At 60.6% G+C, this 20,937-nt stretch carries 20 protein-coding genes; all 20 read right to left on the bottom strand.

The window, feature by feature from the left end:
- Window positions 1-271: electron transfer flavoprotein subunit beta/FixA family protein (locus FHP24_RS27020; protein ID WP_394344675.1), on the bottom strand; the 271-nt coding region annotated here is incomplete at its 3' end.
- Window positions 272-318: 47 nt separating this feature from the next.
- Entirely contained in the window at window positions 319-1,302 is a 984-nt protein-coding gene (locus tag FHP24_RS27015; RefSeq protein ID WP_180356146.1) for an NAD(P)H-quinone oxidoreductase, read from the bottom strand.
- Between the two features lie 13 nt (window positions 1,303-1,315).
- Window positions 1,316-2,251, bottom strand: a complete 936-nt coding sequence (locus FHP24_RS27010; protein ID WP_139679352.1) for an MBL fold metallo-hydrolase — start codon at window positions 2,249-2,251, stop codon at window positions 1,316-1,318.
- Window positions 2,248-3,798, bottom strand: a complete 1,551-nt coding sequence (locus FHP24_RS27005; RefSeq protein ID WP_139679351.1) for a class I adenylate-forming enzyme family protein — start codon at window positions 3,796-3,798, stop codon at window positions 2,248-2,250. The genes FHP24_RS27010 and FHP24_RS27005 overlap by 4 nt, the downstream gene beginning before the upstream one ends.
- Window positions 3,795-4,988 (bottom strand): NADH:flavin oxidoreductase/NADH oxidase, encoded by a 1,194-nt coding sequence (locus tag FHP24_RS27000; RefSeq protein ID WP_139679350.1) that lies wholly within the window; start codon window positions 4,986-4,988, stop codon window positions 3,795-3,797. The genes FHP24_RS27005 and FHP24_RS27000 overlap by 4 nt, the downstream gene beginning before the upstream one ends.
- A gap of 14 nt (window positions 4,989-5,002) precedes the next feature.
- Complete coding sequence (locus FHP24_RS26995) at window positions 5,003-6,397, bottom strand: MmgE/PrpD family protein (RefSeq protein ID WP_180356145.1); 1,395 nt, start codon at window positions 6,395-6,397, stop codon at window positions 5,003-5,005.
- Window positions 6,398-6,443: 46 nt separating this feature from the next.
- Window positions 6,444-7,196, bottom strand: a complete 753-nt coding sequence (locus FHP24_RS26990; RefSeq protein WP_139679348.1) for an aspartate/glutamate racemase family protein — start codon at window positions 7,194-7,196, stop codon at window positions 6,444-6,446.
- 29 nt (window positions 7,197-7,225) lie between these two features.
- Window positions 7,226-8,437, bottom strand: a complete 1,212-nt coding sequence (locus tag FHP24_RS26985) for an NADH:flavin oxidoreductase/NADH oxidase (protein WP_139679347.1) — start codon at window positions 8,435-8,437, stop codon at window positions 7,226-7,228.
- Window positions 8,438-8,549: 112 nt separating this feature from the next.
- Window positions 8,550-9,584, bottom strand: coding sequence for a LacI family DNA-binding transcriptional regulator (locus tag FHP24_RS26980; RefSeq protein WP_139679346.1), 1,035 nt, complete (start codon window positions 9,582-9,584; stop codon window positions 8,550-8,552).
- A 21-nt stretch (window positions 9,585-9,605) separates the two neighbouring features.
- Window positions 9,606-10,493, bottom strand: coding sequence for an MBL fold metallo-hydrolase (locus FHP24_RS26975; protein ID WP_139679345.1), 888 nt, complete (start codon window positions 10,491-10,493; stop codon window positions 9,606-9,608).
- Window positions 10,490-11,845, bottom strand: a complete 1,356-nt coding sequence (locus tag FHP24_RS26970; RefSeq protein WP_139679344.1) for an MmgE/PrpD family protein — start codon at window positions 11,843-11,845, stop codon at window positions 10,490-10,492. Before FHP24_RS26970 ends, FHP24_RS26975 begins: the two co-directional genes overlap by 4 nt.
- A gap of 9 nt (window positions 11,846-11,854) precedes the next feature.
- Window positions 11,855-13,033: an acyl-CoA dehydrogenase family protein gene (locus tag FHP24_RS26965; RefSeq protein ID WP_139679343.1), complete on the bottom strand. Its 1,179-nt coding sequence runs from the start codon at window positions 13,031-13,033 to the stop codon at window positions 11,855-11,857.
- On the bottom strand, window positions 13,030-13,968 hold the full coding sequence (locus FHP24_RS26960; protein WP_139679342.1) for a hydroxymethylglutaryl-CoA lyase: 939 nt from the start codon (window positions 13,966-13,968) through the stop codon (window positions 13,030-13,032). Before FHP24_RS26960 ends, FHP24_RS26965 begins: the two co-directional genes overlap by 4 nt.
- Window positions 13,969-13,971: 3 nt before the next feature.
- Window positions 13,972-14,766, bottom strand: coding sequence for an enoyl-CoA hydratase/isomerase family protein (locus FHP24_RS26955; protein ID WP_139679341.1), 795 nt, complete (start codon window positions 14,764-14,766; stop codon window positions 13,972-13,974).
- Window positions 14,766-15,899: a CaiB/BaiF CoA transferase family protein gene (locus FHP24_RS26950; RefSeq protein WP_139679340.1), complete on the bottom strand. Its 1,134-nt coding sequence runs from the start codon at window positions 15,897-15,899 to the stop codon at window positions 14,766-14,768. The genes FHP24_RS26955 and FHP24_RS26950 overlap by 1 nt, the downstream gene beginning before the upstream one ends.
- A 38-nt stretch (window positions 15,900-15,937) precedes the next feature.
- The gene (locus tag FHP24_RS26945) at window positions 15,938-16,630 is read right to left on the bottom strand and encodes an ABC transporter ATP-binding protein (RefSeq protein ID WP_139679339.1); all 693 of its coding nucleotides are present in this window, start codon (window positions 16,628-16,630) and stop codon (window positions 15,938-15,940) included.
- Entirely contained in the window at window positions 16,614-17,384 is a 771-nt protein-coding gene (locus FHP24_RS26940) for an ABC transporter ATP-binding protein (protein WP_139679338.1), read from the bottom strand. The genes FHP24_RS26945 and FHP24_RS26940 overlap by 17 nt, the downstream gene beginning before the upstream one ends.
- The gene (locus FHP24_RS26935; protein WP_139679337.1) at window positions 17,384-18,439 is read right to left on the bottom strand and encodes a branched-chain amino acid ABC transporter permease; all 1,056 of its coding nucleotides are present in this window, start codon (window positions 18,437-18,439) and stop codon (window positions 17,384-17,386) included. Before FHP24_RS26935 ends, FHP24_RS26940 begins: the two co-directional genes overlap by 1 nt.
- Window positions 18,436-19,302, bottom strand: a complete 867-nt coding sequence (locus tag FHP24_RS26930) for a branched-chain amino acid ABC transporter permease (RefSeq protein ID WP_139679336.1) — start codon at window positions 19,300-19,302, stop codon at window positions 18,436-18,438. Before FHP24_RS26930 ends, FHP24_RS26935 begins: the two co-directional genes overlap by 4 nt.
- A gap of 11 nt (window positions 19,303-19,313) precedes the next feature.
- Window positions 19,314-20,486: an ABC transporter substrate-binding protein gene (locus FHP24_RS26925; protein WP_139679335.1), complete on the bottom strand. Its 1,173-nt coding sequence runs from the start codon at window positions 20,484-20,486 to the stop codon at window positions 19,314-19,316.
- Between the last annotated feature and the right edge of the window lie 451 nt (window positions 20,487-20,937).

Genomic DNA, 20,937 nt, shown 5'->3' with positions numbered 1-20,937 from the left:
GATCGTCGGTCTCGATGAGGATCGCCCGGTCGGCGCCCATGGCGAGCGCTGTCCGCAGCGTTTCTTCGGCTTTCGCCGGGCCGATCGAGACGACCACCACTTCTTCGGCCTTGCCTGCTTCCTTCAGTCGTAGCGCCTCTTCGACGGAGATTTCGTCAAAGGGGTTCATCGACATCTTCACGTTGGCGAGTTCCACGCCCGTGCCATCCGGTTTCACGCGGATCTTCACGTTGTAATCGACAACTCGCTTAACAGGCACCAGGATCTTCATGGGGTCCTTCCTCTCAATTCGAACGTGTTCAGCCAGCCAGGTTCGGGCTAGGGACAGAGTATGATCTTGCCGAAATTGTCGCCCGCTTCGAGCATGCGGTGCGCCTCCACCGCCTGACTGATGGGTAGGACGGCGTGAATGGCCGGTTCGATTGCCCGGCCTGCCAACACGGGCATCCAGGTTTGCCGAAACCGTTCGACAACGGCTGCTTTTTCCGCCGGTGAATGCGGCCGCAATGTAAAACCGCGCAATTGCAGCATCTTTGTCAGTACGAGAGAGACATCACATTCTGTAATTCCCGCGCTGAGCAACCCGACGAAAGCCAACCGTCCCCGCCAGCGCAGCAACGATATGTGATGCGCCAGATAGGCGGGACCGATGAAATCCTCGACCACGTCGATGCCATCCGGATAGATCTCCCGGACAACCTGCGAGAAATCAGCTTCACGATAATTGATTACATGCGGCACGCCCCATGCCCGTAGCCGGGTCGCCTTGTCTTCGCGCCCGACTGTGGTGATGATCTCTGCCCCGATATGCTTTGCCATCAGAATCGCAGTCGATCCCACGGCACTGCCACCGGCATGGATCAGCACCCGTTCACCCGATGACAGCCGGGACAGTTCGAACAGGGTTTCGTGTGCGGTACAGAAGGTCTCGATCACCGAAGCGGCCAAGACATCGTCCCAGTCCGCAGGTACGACCACCACGTGACGCCAGTAGGCCACAGCATATTCGGCATACCCTCCGCCCGAAAGTAACGCAGCGACCCGCATGCCGACAGAAATGCCTTCCACATCAGCCCCAACCTCGATCACCTCGCCAGCACATTCAACGCCGAGGATCGGATTTGCACCAGCTGGCAGCGGATAGGCTCCGGCGCGCTGCATCGCATCGAGCCGGTTGACACCGATCGCACCGACGCGGATCAGAACCTCACCCGGTCCGGGCCTTGGCCGCATTACGGTCTCGAAGCGCAGGGTCTCCGGTCCTCCCGGCTGCGGAGCATGGCAAATGGTCATCGTCTGCATTTTGCCATCCCGCTCATGATGTCTTGCCCGGCGGTTGCCAGGCATCCGGCCGGTGCCCGTGATTGTCGGCATGGAACCATTGCTCCTGCACGAAGCGGAAGGCGCCCTTATATCCCTTGCGGATACGTGCGAAACCGGGAAAGTGGATGTGCATCCCGCCGACCAGAAGATCCTCGTCGACGCATTTTTGCAGAATACGCCGCCGGGATTCGGCTGCGCGCGGCGTATCGGTGTCGAAGATCATTCCGACGCCCGGATCGCCGAGCTGTACTTCCGGCACGTGAACTGTATCGCCCCAGACGATCATCACCTCGACGCCGGATCGAAGCACATAACACGTGTGTCCCGGCGTATGACCCGGCGACGGCAATGCGGTGATACCCGGCAGGATCTCGCACTCCCGGTCGAAGAGATTTGCGGCATCCTTCAGATAGGGCGTGATCTGGGTGCGACCGGCATCGAAATAAACCCGCTTCTGCCGTTCGGTCGCCTTGGCCTTCTCTCCATCATCAAACCAATGAGCTATCTCTGCCTGATGCACATGCACAGTCGCATTGGGAAACAACTTGGCACCCGTCACTGGATCGGTCAGCCCGTTGGAGTGGTCGGGATGGATATGGGTCAGCGCCACATCGGTGATAGCTTCCGGTGCGATGCCCATCTGATCGAGCAGGCCTGGCACCCGCCCGCAGGTCGGCCCCATGATATCACCCGAGCCGCAATCGATCAGCACGTTGCGCGATCCGTATCGGACGAGAAAGGTGTTGATCGAGACGACCGGTGGGGCCACGCGCGTCTCGGCCTCCAGGAAATGCCGCAGCTTGGCGTGGTCGGGATCGCGAAAAATATCGAACGTATCATAGGCCATATAGCCGTCGCAGACGGTGGTGACGAGCATCTCGCCGAGCGGTCGATGGTAAATTCCGGGGATCTGGTTGAAGCCACTCATATCTGGTTCTCCGCAAGAACCACAGCCTTGGCCACGAATGCCGGATGCGGCCTTTCGACGAGGTCATAGGTCTCGCTCAGCCAGCGCCGCAGATGGGCGCGAGAAATCTTGCCGATCGCATTGCGCGGTATTTCGTCAATCGCAACGAAAAGACGCGGCCGCTTGTAGGGTGTCATCGCAGAGAGCGCGTCCATCAGATCGTCACGCCAACCGTCCGGCGGTCGTTGTGCGACGACGGTGACGATCTCGCCCCAATATTCGGACGGAAAACCAAGAGCGACGAGCTCCGTTCCCGGCAATGCAGGGACCAGCGCCCGCTCCACCTCATCAGGGGCAATCTTGTAGCCGCCGCTCTTCATCATGTCGGAATCGCGCGCCACGAGAAAAAGCCGGCCGCGATCATCAATCCGACCGAGATCGCCGGTGTCGTGATATTCGCCCGGCGCCAGCATCCTGCGGCCGTTCGCGGTAATATATCCGGTAAACATGTGCGGGCTTGCCAGATGGATCTGGCCGATCTCCCCGTGCGGCAAGGCTTTACCCTCATCATCCCGAATTTCCACCTCGACGCCGCTCGCCGGCCAGCCGACGCAAAGCCCATCAGCCGGCGGTTCGGCATAGACGGCTGCCGTCTCGGCCGGGTCGAGCACAGTAATCGGGTTGAAGATCTCGCTCTTGCCATAAGTCACGCGGACAATCTCGCCGAAGGCGTTCACTACGTTGCGGTAAAGCGTCGGCGAAAGCGGCGCCGTGCCGGTCAGGATAGTCTTCAGTTTCGGGGTCAGGCCGGCATGTCCCGAGCGGCCAAGGGCTTCGGTTAGCTTCGCAAGCACAGTGGGCGGTGCGAACATTTCGGTCACCTCACCTTCATTAAGCAGCGGCAGGATGACGGCAGGATCAACGCCCTGCATCAGGTGCACACTGGCACCCTCGGCCAGATAGGCGAAGGTCAGCAGCGAGCTTCCATGCGAAAAGGGCGTCATCAGAAGGATGCGGCTGTCGCCGCCCGGCAGGATAGGCAAGGCCGCACGAAGCATGAGCGATGCGACCCAGCGGCTGCGATGAGTATGGATGGCGCCCTTGGCCGGACCGGTGGTGCCGCTGGTGAAGACGATGCGGCTCGGCTCGTCGTTCACGACATCCGGCCAGCCTTCCGGCACGAATGCACAGGCGGCAATCGCACGCACATCCTCGACTGACACATCAGCCGACACGGTGGGCTTGGCCGCGCCATCGAGAAGGATGATGCGTGTTCCGGTGCAGCGCAGCGCGTGGCCGATCTCGGCTGCACTCAGAACCGGGTTGATAGGTACTTCCGTCGACCCGACAAGTGCAACCGCATAACTTGCAGCCGCAGCCAGCGCCGAGTTCTGAAAAATGGTGGCGACGAACTCACCCGGTCCCAAACCGAGATCCTGCAACCGGCGTGCAATACCGGTGGCGCGATCGACGACAGATGCCGTGGTGTGCGTTCCCTCGATGTCGACGATGCCGACCCGGTCGCCGTACCGGTCGCGCATCGCTGAAAGTTCGCGGCCCCAGTTCATATCCGATCTTCTCCCATAATCATTTCGGGAAACACTTCAGCACCAAGTGGATCTTCACCATTCGTAGCAAGCGCCTTCGCCCACTTGTCCAGCCACCAGCCATAGGGTTCCGGCCAGGTGGAAAAGTTCTGGTCCAGCCCCAGCTCCCAGGCCGCATGCCGCACCCAGAACGGATTGAAAAGCATCTGTCGTCCGATGCAGATGAGATCAGCCTTTTGCTGCTGCAGGATGCTTTCGGCATAACCGGCGCTGCGGATCATGCCGACCGCTGCCGTGGCGATCTCGGCCTCACGACGAAGCATTTCGGACAATGCCACTTGATAACCCGGCCCGCGCGCAAGATTGGAATTTGTGGCCCCCGCCCGCATATTCCCACCCGAGGAGCAGTCGACCAGGTCGACACCTGCCGCCTTCAATTCTCGGGCAAAGACGATGCTGTCATCCTCCGTCCAGCCACCGTCCATCCAGTCGGTGACGGACAGGCGGGCGAAAAGCGGCATCGAATCCGGCATCAGGTCTCGCAGCCGTGCCACGACGGCAAGCGCCAGGCGCATGCGGTTTTCCAATGAACCACCCCATTGATCTGCTCGCTGATTGGCAAGCGGAGAGAGGAAGCTCTGCAGCAGATAACCGTGGGCGAGATGCAGTTCGAGAAGGTCGAAACCCGCAAGCAGAGCCCGACGTGCGCCGGCAACGAAGGCATCGACAATGCCCTCAATCTGCGCTTCGCTCATCTCGACCGGCGTCAGCCAGCCCTCGGACAGCGGGATGGCCGACGCGCCCATCGGATAAAGCTGTTCGTCACCGGCCGCCAGATTGCGGTCGGAGATCGGTCCATTACCCTCGAAAGCGCGCTGCTGGCCGCCTTTACGGCCGCCATGGCTAATCTGGATCGCCGTCTTGGCGCCGTATCGCTTCATTTCGCTGACGAGCCTTGCCATCGGCTCTATATGGCTATCGGCCCAGAGACCGGGATCGCCATTGCTGACCCGTCCTGCACGGGTGACAAAGGTCTGTTCCATGATGACGAGGCCCGCGCCCCCCATCGCCATGCGCTCGTAATGGGCAAACTGGAAGGGCGTCAGTCGTCCGTCTTCGGCAGCATAGGTTCCCATCGGAGATACCACGACGCGGTTCTTCAGCGTTACACCGCGAAACGTACGGGGCTGGAAAAGCAAGGGAGTGGACATGGACTGGAACAACCTCACTTGCCACGAACGAGAGCGAAGACATCCTGAAGCGCCCCAGAAACCGGTCGGCCAGCGCCGGTTTCCAGTTCACCGAACAGCTTTTCACCGACGGCGGTTGCTGCTCCCGGCGTGGCACCAATCGCCGCCATCCGGCGTTCGAAGACGGAAAGTGACCGGGCGCGGTTCTGAAACACCAGTTCGTCCGGCATTTCGCGCGAATGCGCCTGGCGCTTGCTGCCATCCTTCATCGTCACAGTGATCAGAGAATCTAGCGCGCCATTGACCGCATCCGGCACCACCGTCGTTTTCCCCACGAGATCGAGGATCAGCGGATCCTGCCGCAAGGTGTTTCCCATTTCATAGGTGATATCGCCACGCGACAGCATCGCGCCGACGGCAAACGCGGTGCTGGCCTGGGTCTGGACCATGCGCTCGTAAGGCCCTTTGAAATTTGTGCCCGGATAGACGGTGAAGGGCTCCCACAGTGTCACCTCGACATCGGCGATCTGGCTTGCATCGATGCCGTCCTGATGCAGTTTCTGGGCCGCTGTCGCCGCCGCCATGTTGTCCCCGAGTGTGGCGTAGGGCTTGGCCTGAAGCCGGCGCATGATCGCCGGGTCCGGCGACGCCGACCAGACGTCCGGCGCCTTATCCATGCCGGCGACGGCCGCCAGAAATCCCTTCGGGCCATCGAGCGCCTGCGGTGCACCGACAACACCCGCCTGCGCAAGGCAGGCGGCGATCAGGCCGCCTTGCGCGGCGCGACCATTCTGCACCCGCCATTCATCGGCGCCGGAACGTACCGGCTCCAGCGTGCCACCGGTGGTCGATGCGGCGATAGACACCGCCGAGGCGGCCTTGGCTGCATCCAGCCCGAGAATGACCGCACTCCCGGCCGCAGCCGCAATCGTGCCGAAGGTCGGGCTTGTGCGGAAACCGCGGGCGATCAGCTTGCGGGCGACCACTTCGTCCCGCCCCAGCCAGTTGATAACGCTGTAGCCGGCGACAAGTGCTCGCAGCGCTGCTTCGAGGCTTGCTCCCTCTCTCTCGGCAAGCGCGACAATCGCCGGCGGTACCAGCGACCCGGGATGCGTCCAGGATTCATGGTCCGTATCGTCCTGGAAATGAGCGTGCGTGGCGACGCCATTGGCAAAGGCCGCCTCGGTTGCCGACAAGCGGTCGCCGGATACCCAGGCCGTAGCCGCTCGCGTCGACCCGACAGGTAATTCGCTGGAGAGAGCGAGTGCGGCTCGGGTAGTCGGTTCTGTGCGCGCGGAAAGCGCCAGACCTAGAGCATCGATCAGGCAGATCAGCGCCTTCTCGCGAATATCATCCTCCAGTTCGACGGCATGGAAGCCGCCAAGATAATCACCGAGAATTTCGCCTGCCGCCTTTGTGGCCGTCGTCATGAAAATGTTCCTCCCCGAACTTCGAATGGGCGCCCTGCCCGAAAAATCAGCCGCGGCTGTAAAGCCAGGCGCGGCTTGTTCCCATGCCGGCCTTGCGCATCCGCACCAGACCAAGCGCCTGGCTCCAGGCCGCTGCAAAGACATCAATGACCGTTGCCCCGTCGATCGTCTTCAGCCCTTCGCGGGCGAGGATCTCCGCCATCACCCCTTCGGCCGGCACGATCACCTCCGCACCTCGACCGATCAGAACACGTGCTTCTGTCTTGAAGGCCTCGATCAACGCAGACGGTTCATCGCGCGCTGCGATCAGTTGGTACTCGTCCATGCCTGGAGACAGCGCCGTGACATCGAGAACGCGTGCCTCTAGATGATGCTTGGCAACGGAGAGCCTGGTCATGAAGGCGACGTTCGGGGCATTGGAGATGAGACCGATCTGGCCGCCGAGTGCGCAGCCGGTCAGAAGTGCTGCCTCGGTCAGCGACACGACCGGAATATCGACCGCCGTGCGCATTTCGCGCAGATAGGGTTCGCTGAAAGAGCCTATGACGAAGGCGTCATAGCCCTGCCGCTCCGCTTCCACCGCCTGTTCCACGATTGGCGACAGGACGCGATGGTAAAGATAGGCATTGCCGAGCGCATCGCTCGGGCTCTGCGTGCCATAGGTGCCCTCCGGCATGCCATGTACATGCACCTCTGCCTCGGCACCGAGAAACGCCCCCGCATGTGCCTCAATGCCGCGTTTGTAAGCCTCGATGCGGCTAAGCTCGTTGACCGACTGGTGCCAGAATTTCAGGCTCATCGTCCTTGCCTCCTCTCAACGGTCCGCGGTCAGACCGACGCCTGTCGTCGGACCGACTCTCCGGCTGCGGGTTCAGGAAAGACCTCAGGTCCGGTCGGGACTTCGCCATTGGCGGCGAGCGCCCTGCCCCACTTGTCCAGCCACCAGCCGTATTGCGGCGGCCAGTCGGCGAAGTTCTCGTTGGCACCGAGCTTTTCTGCCGCATGCCGCGACCAGAACGGATCAAACAACGCCTGGCGACCGAGGCAGACCAGATCGGCCCGGCCTTCCTGCACGATCTGCTCGGCGAATTCCGGCGTCCGGATCATACCGACGGCAGCAGTCGGGATGCCAGTCTCCGAACGGATCCGCTCTGCAAACGGAACCTGATAGCCCGGTCCACGACCGAGGCTGGCATTCGTGGCGCCAATCCTGAGATTGCCGCCAGAGGAGCAATCGACGAGATCGATGCCAGCTTCGGTTAAGGCCCTGGCCAGAACGACGCTGTCATCGATCGTCCAGCCGCCCTCGATCCAGTCGGTCGCGGAAATCCGGGCGAACAGCGGCATGGACTGAGGCACGACTTCACGGACCGCCCGCACCACCTCCAGCGGGAAACGCATGCGGTTTTCCAGGCTGCCGCCATAGTCGTCGTCCCGCTGGTTGGCGAGCGGCGAGAGGAAATTTTGCAGGAGATAACCATGCGCCATATGGATCTCGAGCAGATCGAAACCGGCAAGCATGGCACGGCGGGCTGCAGCCACGAATGCCTGGCGGATACCGTCCAGATGATCCTTGGTGATCGCTTCCGGTGTCAGCCAGCCTTCACCGAGCGGCAGGGCGGAGGGGGCGAGCGGCACCCATTTTTCCTCACCCATGGCGACATCCCGATCCGTCAGCGGACCATTGCCGCGGAAGGCGCGTTGCATGCTGGATTTGCGACCGCCATGATTAAGCTGGATGCCCGCCCTGGCGCCATAGGCACGCATGTGGCTGACGAGCGCGCGCATGCCGGCGATCTGACCGTCTTCCCAAAGACCCGGATCGCCATTGGTGACGCGGCCGCGTCGCGTAATCGAGGTCTGCTCGACCATGACCAATCCTGCGCCGCCCATGGCAAAATTCGCATAATGCGTATGATGGAAAGGCTGTAATTGGCCATTCTCTGCCGAATAGGTGCCCATAGGCGAAATCACGACGCGATTTTTCAACGTCACGCTGCGCAGCTTGAATTCGGAAAACAACCGGACATCATGCGGCATCTTTCTCTCCCTTGATCCCGTTCTGCCGCGACAACTCAGATCGCAGGCAACAACTTTCCCCCCGCAATCTTGCGAACGCGGTTCCGTCTGTCTCATTCATTGGTTTTGCCGGTCAGGCCGGCGTCATGTCCCTCGCCGGCGGGGGCATGCAGGATGCCTGCGCGTTGAAGGTGGTTGGAATGATGACACGGCGTGGTTCCTCCCTTTTGCCGTGAGTGATCAGGTCGAGGAGCAGCGCCGCAGCGGTTGCTCCGACCTCGTTCTGGTCCCAACCGACGACAGCGATCGGCGGTTGATGCAGGTCGGCCAGATCGCTCTGTCCCGATCCGACAACGGAAATGTCTTGGGGTATTCGCAGGCCCCGTGTGCGGATGGCCTTGAGGACACCCGACAGCATGTCTATACCGCCTGCGATGATCGCGGTTGGCGGCTGCGACATGCCGAGCATCGACGACGTGACCCGATAGCCCTGGTCGCGCAGAAAGCTCTCCGCAACCACCAGCTCCGGATCCGGCTCCAGTCCCCGCTCGCGATAGGCCCGCTCATAACCACGCACACGGGCAGCACCCGGGTGAAGTCGCGTCGGACCGGTCAGGAGTGCGATCTGGCGATGCCCGAGATCCAGCAGATGGCCGGTAGCCTGAGCAAGGCCACCCTCGTGATCGGTATAAACCGCATTGCACCAGGAAGGCTGGTCACGGTCGATCATGACGAAGGGGATCGGCAGACCGCGAAGCAAATCCTCGAATTCACCCTCGATCGGAGTGTAAGGCCCCATCAGCACGCCATCGACCTGACCGCTCGAAAAGTTACGCAGAAGCTCCATCTCACGCTGCCGCCGACCTTCCGAATTGGCGATCAGCAACGCATAACCCGCTTCGTTCAGCATGTTGTGCGCCGTCGAGACAAATCCGCCGAGTTGGGCGATATTGATCTCACGAAGAATACAGCCCACGGTCCGGGTGCGACCCATGCGCATCGATTTCGCGGCCGCGTTTGGCACATAGCCGAGTTTCTCGATGGCGCTTTCCACCGCCTTGCGGATTTGCGGCTTGACGTCCGCCGCGTCGTTGACCACGCGCGACACCGTGCCGATGGACACGTTGGCGAGTAAAGCGACGTCGCGTATGGTGGGGGTCTTTGCCATCTCAGTCCGCAGCCAAGCCTTTCAGATCTCAAAATTCCATTGTTCGGTAGCAACCCGGTAGCCGGAACTTTCGCGCACCAGCCAGCCGAATCCTGGAAAGTGGATATGCATGCCGGCCACTAGCATATCCTCCTCGAAAATACGCGCCAGCAATGCCGTCCGGTTCTTCGCCGCAAGGTCTGGATCATGGTCGAAGCTCATTGAAACTTCGGGGCGCGCCACCTGAATTTCCGGCACATGCGCCAAATCGCCCCAGACGATCATCTGCTGTCCCTGCGAGCGGATCAGCCAGGTGCTGTGTCCGGGCGTGTGCCCCGCGCATTCGACGAGCCTGATGCCCGGCAGAACCTCTTCGCCATCGTCTGCCAGCCGAAGGTGCTTTTCGCGGTATGGTTCCACCTGTTCCCGGGTCCAGCCGAAATAGCGCAGGCGTTTGCGTTCGTCGACTGAAGCCATTTCCTCGTCCGAGAACCAGTGCTCGATCTCCTTGCGGTTGGCGATCACCGTAGCGTTCGGGAAAAGCCGCCGGCCGTTCTTGGGATCGGCCAGGCCGGAGGAATGGTCCGGATGGCAATGAGTGAGCAACACGTGATCGACCTCGCTGGGATCGACACCGGCAGCCTCCAGATTTTCAAACAGCTTGCCGGCCGTCGGCCCGAACTTGTCTGCCGAACCGCAATCGATCAGCACCGTGCCGGCCGGCCCGCGCACCAGGAAGCAGTTGACGGAAATGCGCGGCGGAGAGACACGGTGATCCCGCGCCATCATCAGGTCCACATCCTGCGGCTCGAACTCCCGAAAGATATTATAGCCCATTTCCACATAGCCGTCGGAAATCCCCGTCACCAGGAATTCACCGAAGCGACGGTGATAGACGCCGGGTATCTGCCTTGTCGGGAGACCGCTCATAACAGTTCCAGCTCCCGGATATCGTTGACCGTCTGGAGATCGTATAGTCTGTCGAACAGCGGCCCAACCTTCTCTTCGGGCAGCAGGATGCCCGCACATTCTCCGAACTTTGCGGCGATCTCGGATCGTCGAAGCTGTTTTTGCCAACTTCCCCGCGCATGCTCTACCGGTTCATGGCGCAATACCGTGCCATCCCTGAGCGTAACCCAGACAAGATCGAAAGGTGCATTCGGGAGATCACCTGCATCCTTTTCCTCGCTGACCGTCACCTCGACCTTTTCCAACATCGCCTGAATATCAGGGCGGGTGACGAAGTCGTCGGTGAGTTCCCTGAGCCCCACCTTGCGGGTAATCGCGGCGCTGGCCATCGCAAATTCCATCGAGAACTTTGCTTCAAGCCCCGTTTGTGGCCGCGTATTGCGCAGCATCAAGCGCTGCGTTACGCCGGTATGGACGTGGATTATCGCGACATCGTCAGGCGCGATGTCATGTTCGTCGGCAAGATCGATCATCGCATCGATCGAGCGGTGAGTGGCATAGCAGGTCGGGTAGCGCTTGATGTTGACGCCGTAGCGGGCCGCAAGCGACTCTTCGCCGATGCGAAAAGCGGAGGCCTCAGTGTCCGGAGAGCCGGACGGGGAAAAGGACCGCAGGAAACCCGTACGATGCTCCAGAACGTCGAGGCTGCCGGTATAACCGGATTGCGCCAGCCGCACTGCCTGAATTCCGGACTGTGCCGTGCGGCCGGCATGCAGCGATTTTGTCATCGATCCGAAATTGGCGACCAGACCCGCCGCAAGGGAGGCAGCGATCGCAAGCGCATTGGCCGTCTCCTCCGTGGGGAGCCGGTTCAGCCGCGCAGCACCGGCCGCACAGGCGAGTGTGCCCATCACCGCAGTTGGATGGAAGCCGCGATCATGCATATGGCCGGGTTCGAGTTCTGCGAGATGTGCCCACAGTTCATAGCCCACCAGATAGGCCTCGATCGCCTCCTGCCCGGAGGATTGCAGCCGATGTCCTTCGGCGAGGATCATCGGCACCAGAACCGTGCTTGGATGTCCGGCCAATGCCACGTCGTCGAAGTCAAGCACATGCGCCGCAACGCCATTGACGAGAGCGGCATCCGCCGCGCCATAGCGCAAGCCATTGACGGCCGGCGGAGCGTCATTGCTGCCGGTCGCGGGCGTGGCAATGCAGGCAACCAGGCCGACTGCCGGTTCACGTGCCCCCGCCAGCATGACGCCGACGCAATCGACGATGCCAATGCGCGCCGCGTGAACCGCCTCGTTCGGAACGGAGGCGAGATCGAATTTCGCGACGAATTCGGCCGCTTTTCTGGTGATACTGTCCATGGTCTGGCCTCAATAGGAGCGTGGCATCCCAAGAATATGCTGGCCGATATAGGCAAGCACCATGTTCGTGGAGATCGGCGCTGTCTGGTAAATGCGGCATTCGCGCCATTTTCGCTCGATCCCGTATTCCACCGCATAACCAAAGCCGCCAAAGGTCTGCAGCGCCGTGTCGGCTGCTTTCCAGGTCGCTTCCGACGCCAGCATTTTTGCGATATTCGCCTCGCCGCCACATGGCTGGTGGGCATCGAACAGGGCGGCCGCCTTGCGCGCCATCAGGTCGGCCGCTTCAAGTTCGGCATGGGCGCGTGCGATCGGGAACTGGACGCCCTGATTGGCGCCGATCTCTCGGTTGAATACGCGGCGCTCGTTGGCATAGTCCACCGCGCGGCGCACCATATAGCGCCCGTCGCCAATGCATTCCGAGGCGACCAGAATGCGCTCGGCATTCATGCCGTCCAGAATGTAGCGGAAACCTTTTCCTTCCTCTCCGACCAGTGCGGATGCTGGAACCCGCAGGTTATCGATGAAGATTTCCGTGGTGTTGTGGTTGATCAGCGCCTTGATCGGCCGGATGTCGACACCGTTTCCGCGCGCCGCGCGCAGGTCGATCAGGAACACCGAGATGCCATCCGTCTTCTTGGCAACCTGATCGATCGGCGTAGTGCGCGCCAGCAGCAGCAGCAGATCGGAATAGAGCGCGCGTGACGTCCAGACCTTCTGGCCGTTGATGACATAGTGGTCACCGTCACGCACCGCCTTCGTCTTCAACTGGGTCGTATCGGAGCCGGTGGTCGGCTCCGTCACGCCGAAAGCTTGAAGCCGCAGTCGGCCTGCGGCGATCTCTGGCAGATATTTTGCTTTCTGTTCTTCAGATCCATGCCGGAGCAGCGTGCCCATAATATACATCTGCGCATGCGCCGGGCTCGCCTGGCAGCCGCAGGCATTGATCTCTTCCAGAATGACGGCTGCGGCGCGCAGCGGCAGGCCCGCCCCGCCATATTCCTCCGGCACGAGAGCTGCCAGAAACCCACCTTCGGTCAACTCGGCAACAAATTCGGATGGATAGCCGGATTCCTCGTCGAGTTTCGCCCAGTATTCAAGCGGATAGTTCTCGCAGATCCGACGGATCGAATCGCGCAGGTCGGAATAGTCTTCGCCAAGTTCCATGCTGACAACATCTTGGGTCATATCGCAGTCTCACCTTGCAACTGAAATGTCTTCGGAAGGCCGGCGCGTGCGATGGCGCCGCTATAACGCTCCTCGCTGCCGAGCCATGTCTCTACATCGAGGCGCAGTTCAAGCAGCGCGCCGATATCCACGCCCGTCGAAAAACCCATGCTTTCCAGCATGAAGGCCGTATCTTCGGTATTGATGTTACCCGTAGCACCGGGCGCAAAAGGGCATCCTCCGAGCCCGGCAAGCGACGTATCGAAAGCTCTCACGCCCGTCTCCAGCGCTGCCGCGACATTGGCGAGGCCAAGTCCACGCGTATCGTGGAAATGGCAGAGAACCCGGCGGCCGGCAGCAATCTCGATAATCGTAGGCAGAAGCATCGTCACCTGAGCCGGATTGCCGTAACCGACCGTGTCGGCGACGATCAATTCGTCCGCACCACCGTCCGCAACCTTACGGGCAACCTCGAAGACCCGGTCAGGCGAGACTTTGCCCTGCAGCGTGCAGCCGAAGCTTGTGGCAAGGCCGACGCCGAGCACCATGCCACGCCCCGCGTCTGTCTGCTTCAGCGCCACGATACGCTCGAATTCTGCAATCGCTTCATCCGTCGAGCGTCGGACATTCGCCTGACTGTGCGCCTCTGAGATCGACAGCACGTAGTTGATATGCCGGAAGCCGGCAGCAAGCGCCCGCTCCGCCCCTTTCAGATTGGGAACCAGCGCCGAAGGCACTGTTCCCGAGAGTTGAGGCAGATGCGTCGCCAGTGCATCTGCATCTGCGAATTGCGGCACGATCTTCGGCGGCACGAAGGATGTCAGCTCGATTTCGCGAACGCCTGCCTTTTTCAGCCGCAGCGCCCATTCAAGCTTGTGCTCTGTATCGACAAAGCGCTTGGCCATCTGGATACCGTCGCGCAGCCCGACTTCACGCAGGTTGACGTGCTCGACCATCGTTCATACTCCCCGAAACGCCGGGCGGCGCTTTTCATTGAAGGCCCGAACGCCTTCGTACCGGTCTTCGGTCGAGACCATGCGGTTATAGCATTCGATTTCAAAGGCCAGGCCATCGGCAAGCGACATCTGCAGCCCGCGATGAATGGAGTGCTTGGCCTGCCGCACCGAAATCGGTGCATTGCCCGCGATCCTTCGCGCGGTCGCAAGCGTGGCATCCATAAGTTCTGCCTGTGGCAGCACGCGGTTGATCAGGCCCCAATCGCAGGCCTCTGCTGCAGTGAACGGCAGACCAGTGAGGATGATTTCCTTGGCGCGACGCTCGCCCACCGCACGCGGCAGGTTTTGCGTACCGCCTGCACCCGGCATGATACCGAGCGTCACTTCGGTCAGCGCGAAGCGCGCATTGTCCGAGGCATAGGCAAAGTCAAGCGCGGCGGTAATCTCACAACCTCCGCCATAGGCGGCACCATTGATCGCACCGATGAGCGGAAGCGGGCAGCCGATAATCGCCCGCAGCATCCGTTCAAACATGGCGTGCTGGCGCAGCCATTGCTCGTCGGTCATGCCGTTGCGCTCTTTCAGGTCGCCACCGGCACAGAAGGTCTTTTCGCCGGTACCTGTTAGAACGAGAGCGCGCAGCCCCTCGATATCCACCTGAAAGCCCTCGAACAGATCCATCAGCTCTTCGCCCATGCGGGTATTCATCGCATTGGCAGCCTGCGGCCGGTTCAGCCTGATGACGAGAACATGATCATCTACGCGCTCAAGCGCCAGCGTTTCATAGGAGCGGTCCATCAGCATTCCTGCCTTATCGTCTCGTTATGGGCACCAAGCGCAGGCGCAATACCGCCAGAGGTCGGCCGTGCGTCATCAATAGTGAAGGGCATGCCAACCCATTTGTAGCCGTCCGCCTCGGTCAGAATGCCTACCGCCTCCGTCTGCGGATGGGTCCAGACCTTGTCGATGGTCAAAAGCGGGCAATTGGGAACGCCGACACCGTCGAGTGCCGCACCGACTTCGGCAACGGTCATGACAGCGATGGCTGCCTCGATCTGCGGGAGAAGTTCGTGGCGACGCGTCACCCGGTCGCGATTAAGGGAGAAGCGCGGATCGCTACCAAGCGCGTCGAGGCCCGGCAGCCCCTGGCAGAGTTTCTTGAACAGCTTGTCATTGCCGGCGGCGATCATCACCCAGCCATCGCTCGCTTCAAAAGCCTGGTAGGGTACGATCTCGGCCAGACCGGAGCCGTAGGGCTTGCGGACCTCTCCAGAGACCGCATGAGCCGCGAGCGGCATGGTCATCCAAGAGAGCCCGGTTTCAAACAGGGATGTGGCGATATGTGCGCCCTTGTTGCTTTTTGTGCGCTCGAACAGTGCCGACAGCATGCCGATCACCGCCCACATGCCCGATCCCATATCGACTAGGGACACGCCGACGCGCACCGGTGGCCGGTTCACCTCACCAGTCACCGACATGATGCCCGTGGAGGCCTGTGCCAACGGGTCGTAACCAAGCTTGGAGGACAGCGGGCCGGTCTTTCCGAAGGCGCCGATATCGCACCAGATAAGACCGGGCGACTGCGTGCGGACATCCTCGAAATCGACGCCGAATTTCTTCAGCAGGCCCGGACGCAGATTCTGGATTACGGCATCAGCATCCAGCATCAAGCGTTTGAGCACGGCAAGCTGCCCCGGATCGGAAAAATCGAGCGTAATACTTTCCTTGCCGCGGTTGAGCGCATGGAAGACGGTGGCGTCTTCCTTATGGAATGGAGGCCCCCATCCCCGCGCATAATCACCGGTCATAGGGTTCTCGATCTTGATAACGCGCGCGCCGAGATCGGCGAGGATGAGACCAGCGAAAGGCGCTGCCACACTATGTCCCAGTTCCAGGACGGTCAGACCGTGAAGTGGTGCTGAGTTACCCAAAATACGTCTCCTATCGAAACTTGGTACGGTCCATCGGCTCAAAGGTATTCCTCCGCCAAAGCCGCTCCTTTTATTTCGCTGGTTGTTCCGGAGCGGCGGATCAGACCGCCGCGCATGATATGTCCGCTATGCGCAAGCTTGAGTGCCGGCCGTGCCATCTGCTCAGTCATCAGCACTGCAATCCCGTCTTCCTGCATCTGACGCACGGCGACGGAAATCTGCTGAATCCAGACCGGGGCAAGGCCGAGAAACGGTTCGTCGAGCAGAAGCAGTTTCGGTCCGCCGCACATGGCACGCGAGATCGCCACAAGCTGCTGCTGCCCTCCGGACAGCTCTCCCGCCGCCTGTGCCTGACGTTCGCCGAGAAAGGGAAAACTTGCGACTAGCCTGTCCCATGCCCGCGCCTGGCCGCGAGCACCTAGCGATCCGGCACCGGACAGGACATTGTCCTTCACCGTCATCGACGGAAATACCCGCCTTCCTTCCGGAGAGTAGCCGATGCCGAGACGTGCGCGGGCATCGCTGGAGAGCCCGCTGATATCACGTCCGTTGAAACTGACTTGACCACGAGCAGAACGGACCAGGCCGATGACAGCATTGATCAGGCTGGATTTTCCAGCGCCATTTGCCCCGATCAGCAGAACCGTCTGCCCCGGCTCGACGTCGATATCGACACCGGCGAGAGCTCGGGTGCCGCCATAGGTCACATGCAGGTCACGAATGCTGAGCATCGGCGTCCTCCTCGTTTTCGTCGGCGCCGCCTAGATAGGCATTGATGACATGGGGATAGGAGAGCACTTCGGCTGGCGCGCCTTCGGCAATCAGCCGCCCGCCGTCGAGAACGATGATCGACGGGCAGAGCCGTTTGATAAGCTCCATGTCATGTTCAACCAGAAGCACTCCGCAGCCGAACTCCTCGCGGGCGAACCGCACATAGGTATCGATATTATCGCGCTCGGACTTCTCGAGCCCTGCGGCCGGTTCGTCGAGCAGCAGCATCTTCGGGCGAGCCGCCAGGGCCATGGTCAGCCCGAGCATCTTCTGAAGACCGTAGGGCAGAATTTCCGCGTTCCGGCCCCAGTTTGCCTTCAGGCCGAACTGATCGAGAAGCGGCATCAGCCGTTCCAGGATCGAAAGGTCGCTTTTTGAAAAACGCAGGGCCGACAGAAGATTGTCCTCGATCGTGTAGCCGTGGAAGGTCGCCGTCTGCTGGAAACTGCGCACCAGACCGCGGCTTGTATTTTCGTAGACCGGCCGGCCATCGACGCGAGTCCCCCCGAGCGTGACCTCGCCGGAACTCAGTCTCAGCCGACCCGAGATGATGTTGATCATCGTGGTCTTGCCCGCGCCATTCGGTCCGATCACACCAAGAAGGCCACCCGGCTGCAAGGTGAAGCTCACGTCATTGAAAACTTTGAGACCACCAAATGCCTTAGAAATATGGTCCGCCTTCAGCGCACCGGTTGAGGGATTTTCGAAACTCATTAGCCCTTCTCCCCAGTTGCAAGGTTCGCCGTCCGCTCCGTCGAGAGACCCGCCATGTCCTTCGACTGCCTGTTCGCCAGCTTCTGGTAGGTGGAGATCGCGATGCCGACGAGACCGCCTCGGGCGACGAGTGTCACGACAATGATCAGGAAGCCGAAAAGACCCGGTGACATCTCGCCGGACAGGGCGAAATAATCGGTCGCGGACACCAGCACGATCGCGCCCACCAGGGTGCCGAGAATGGTCCGCTTGCCGCCGACGATCGTGTAGGTGATGTATGTGACCGACGACATCGGCGCAAAAGAGGTTGGGTGAGCGGTCAGGAGCATGTTGACCAGCGCAAAACCCGCAAAACCCGACACACCCGCGGCTACGGTGAAAGCCATTGCCTTGTATTTCCAGGCGGCGAGCCCCAGGCTCTCTGCAAGCACGTCATTCGTTTCGATCGCCGCGAATTCGTAGCGATACCAGCGCGTGAAGACCGCAGTGATGAGGAAGCCGGTGAAGGCGAGCCCGCAGGTGGTGACGAGAACAAGCGAGTTGTCCCACAACTCCATGCCGAAGAAGGTGACCGCAGGCATTCCCACGAGCCCGTTGGCGCCGCCCGTCAGCGGTTCTGCTTCGAACAGCAGAAGCTGGACGATCTCCGTGAGCACAAAAGTCACGAGGACGAAGTAGACCCCCTTGAGCCGCAAGATCAATGAGCCGAGCGGGATGGCGCAGAGCGCCGGAACGATGAAGGCGGAGGCAGACAGTATGAAGATGTCCGTGATGCCGAGCCGTAGGCTGAGCACCGCGACCGTATAGCCTCCGATCGCCATGAAGGCGGGCACGGCAAAGCTCATCAGGTCGAGCCGCTGCATGATATAGACGCCGAGTGCGGCTGTCGCAGCGATCAGGATGAGGTTGCTCTGTGACAAGATATGCGGATTGGTGCTGACGAAAGGGACAGCGAAAGACAATGCAACGATGCCGAGCGAGAGCCAGTCGGGGATACTGAAGAAGGGCTGACGCTTGTCGGATGCTACGGCCGTGGAGGTGGCGGTGCTGGTCATGAGCGGCGAACCTCCCGACCGAAGAGACCCCGCGGGCGCACCACGAGGATGACCATGACGAGGGCGAACAGCGTGAGCGCGCCCTTGGACCCGCCAAGATAGACCGCGGCATAGGCTTCGATCAGACCGACGATGAAGGCGGCTACGGTCGCACCGGAGACACTGCCTAGTCCGCCGAGGATGACTGTTAGGAACGAATAGGCGAGCGTTGCATCACCCACATGTGGTGCGAGCGACAGGATGGGCGTCACCAGCGCACCGGTCACTCCGGCCAAACCTGTCGCCAGAGCGAAGGCGAAGGGAAACAATGCCTTGGTGCGCATGCCGAGGGCGCTTGCAACGGCGCGGTCTTCAGCCATTGCGCGCATGCCGCGGCCGATATTGGTGCGGTAAACCAACCAATAGACCAGCGCGATCGCGACCAGGCATGCGGCGAGGACAATCATGTTCGCATAGGGGAAATACACCCCTCCCATGCGCCAGACACCGGATACAGGGAAGGAGAACTGGGGAGATTCCGCTCCAAATATCATCAGGATCGTGGTCGCCATCACAAGGTAGAATCCCATGGTGACCATCAGCGTCGCCTGGTGATCGTCGATCACCCTTTCGAGCACAATCGCTTCGAACAGCCAGCCAAGAATGGCGGTGGCGGCCAGTGCAACAAGCACTGCCACGGCATAGGGCATGCCGAGCGTCGAGGTGCAATAATAGGCGACGTAACCGCCCATTACGTAGAAGCCGCCATGGGCGAAGTTCACCACGCCGAGGATACCGAAAATCAGCGTGAACCCGAGTGCGAGCAGGGTATATTGCGACCCGAGGCTGATGCCGATCAGCCCCGTCGTGATGAAACCTTCCATAACACTGTCCCTTATTTTTCGCTGACCGCTTCCGCGCGCAGGTAGGGCTGTTTCTGGCCATTCTGAACGATGCCGATGGCGAACGGGTATGACATTTCCTGATTGATGCCGAAGAAGGATTGGCCGATCCAATGCCCCTTGCCGATGTTTGCATCCTCAACCGGCAGGGCCCGCATGGCGTCGGCAATCTTTCGAGGATCGTCGACGGTCCCGGCCGCAGCGACGGCCTTGATCATCATACGGGCAGCAAATGTCCAACGGAAGAAATCACTGTTTTCCGGCCGTGGCGATCCCATCAGCTTCTGGTATTTTTCCTCGAGAGCCTTCATGTTCTCGTCCATGTAGATCGGCTCGTACCAGAGAAAATCTTTCAGCACATCGACGCCGCCTGCAACACGGGCGATCTCGTCAAAGCCCGGCCCGCCGAGGCGGAAAATCGGCCCCTCAAATCCAGCTTGACGGAGCTGCTTTACGATAATCCCTGCATCGCCCGCAGGCGAAGAGGCAAGATCGAGCGCACCGGGATTGGCATTCATCACGCGGGTAACGATCGGCGCAAAATTGGTTGTTCCGCGCTGGTAATATTCCTGGGTGACGTTAACGCCCTTCTCCTTGAAGATGTCACCGTTTACCCCGGCAACATCGGTGCCGCCCTGATCGTTCGGCGCTACGATCGCCACGCTGTCGAACTTGAAGCGCTCGCGGCCCGCATCGATGATCGGCCCCGCCCAGCCGGAAGGTCCGGGCCCAATGTGGAAAACATTCGGCCATTGCGGGCCAATCGAGTTCTTTGCAAAACTGTTGACCATCGCGACCATGCGATTGCGCGTTGCGACCGGTTTCAGGCCCGTCACTTCAGGCGAGCCTACGCCTCCGACGATCACTTTGATGCCCTGCGCTGCAAGTTGGTTCATAGCCGACGCGGCGCCTTCCGCGGTGTATTTCGAATCGATCACGCTGGTGCTGACGGTGCAGGCTTCTCCATCTATAGTGATCAGCTTTTCCTCGGTCGCCTCCTTTGCGGCGAACTCGACGGCTCCTCGAAGGGCAATGCCCCACTGGGCGGCCGGTCCGGACAGGACCGAAGGTGATCCGATCTTCAGCTCGCACGCCGATGAGGCGCTGGCTAGAATCAGTGAAACAAAGGCAGTCCCGCCCAAAAGGCGGCCCAAGCGAAACGACATTATCAATCTCCTCCCAAAGACGGCGACAGCGCAGATCCTCACTCTTTGACTTCCAGCAACCACTCCCAAGTCGCTGGCATCTTGCGCTCGCAGGACAAACGATATCCGCGACAGAAACATACGTCAATAAAACGTTTCATAAAATTTTGTCCAGGAAATCTTCACATGCGTCGCCCTATTTATTCCATACATATCAAGATATTATGCAAGTTTCAAAACTTCGGAACTCAATATTATTCGCGAATGCAGCAAAATATATGCGTCGCAAAATCGCCTGTTATGAAACGTTCCATCTAAAGAATCTCGCGCACGGTTAGGAATTTGACTGGAACGAGTTTGAAGTTTTGGGGACCGCTAACCATTGGATCACGACAGACTGTTTCCTCAATAGGTGTCGAGAAGGTTCAGGCCTTAAGATCCCATCAGGGGTGAGTAGCGGCCAGCACCGTGG

Origin of the sequence: Aliirhizobium smilacinae (assembly GCF_006335145.1) — a bacterium.
In the GTDB taxonomy this organism is placed as follows: domain Bacteria; phylum Pseudomonadota; class Alphaproteobacteria; order Rhizobiales; family Rhizobiaceae; genus Neorhizobium; species Neorhizobium smilacinae.
Note: the sequence above shows the minus strand (reverse complement) of the source record. Positions and strands in the feature narration are given on the sequence as shown.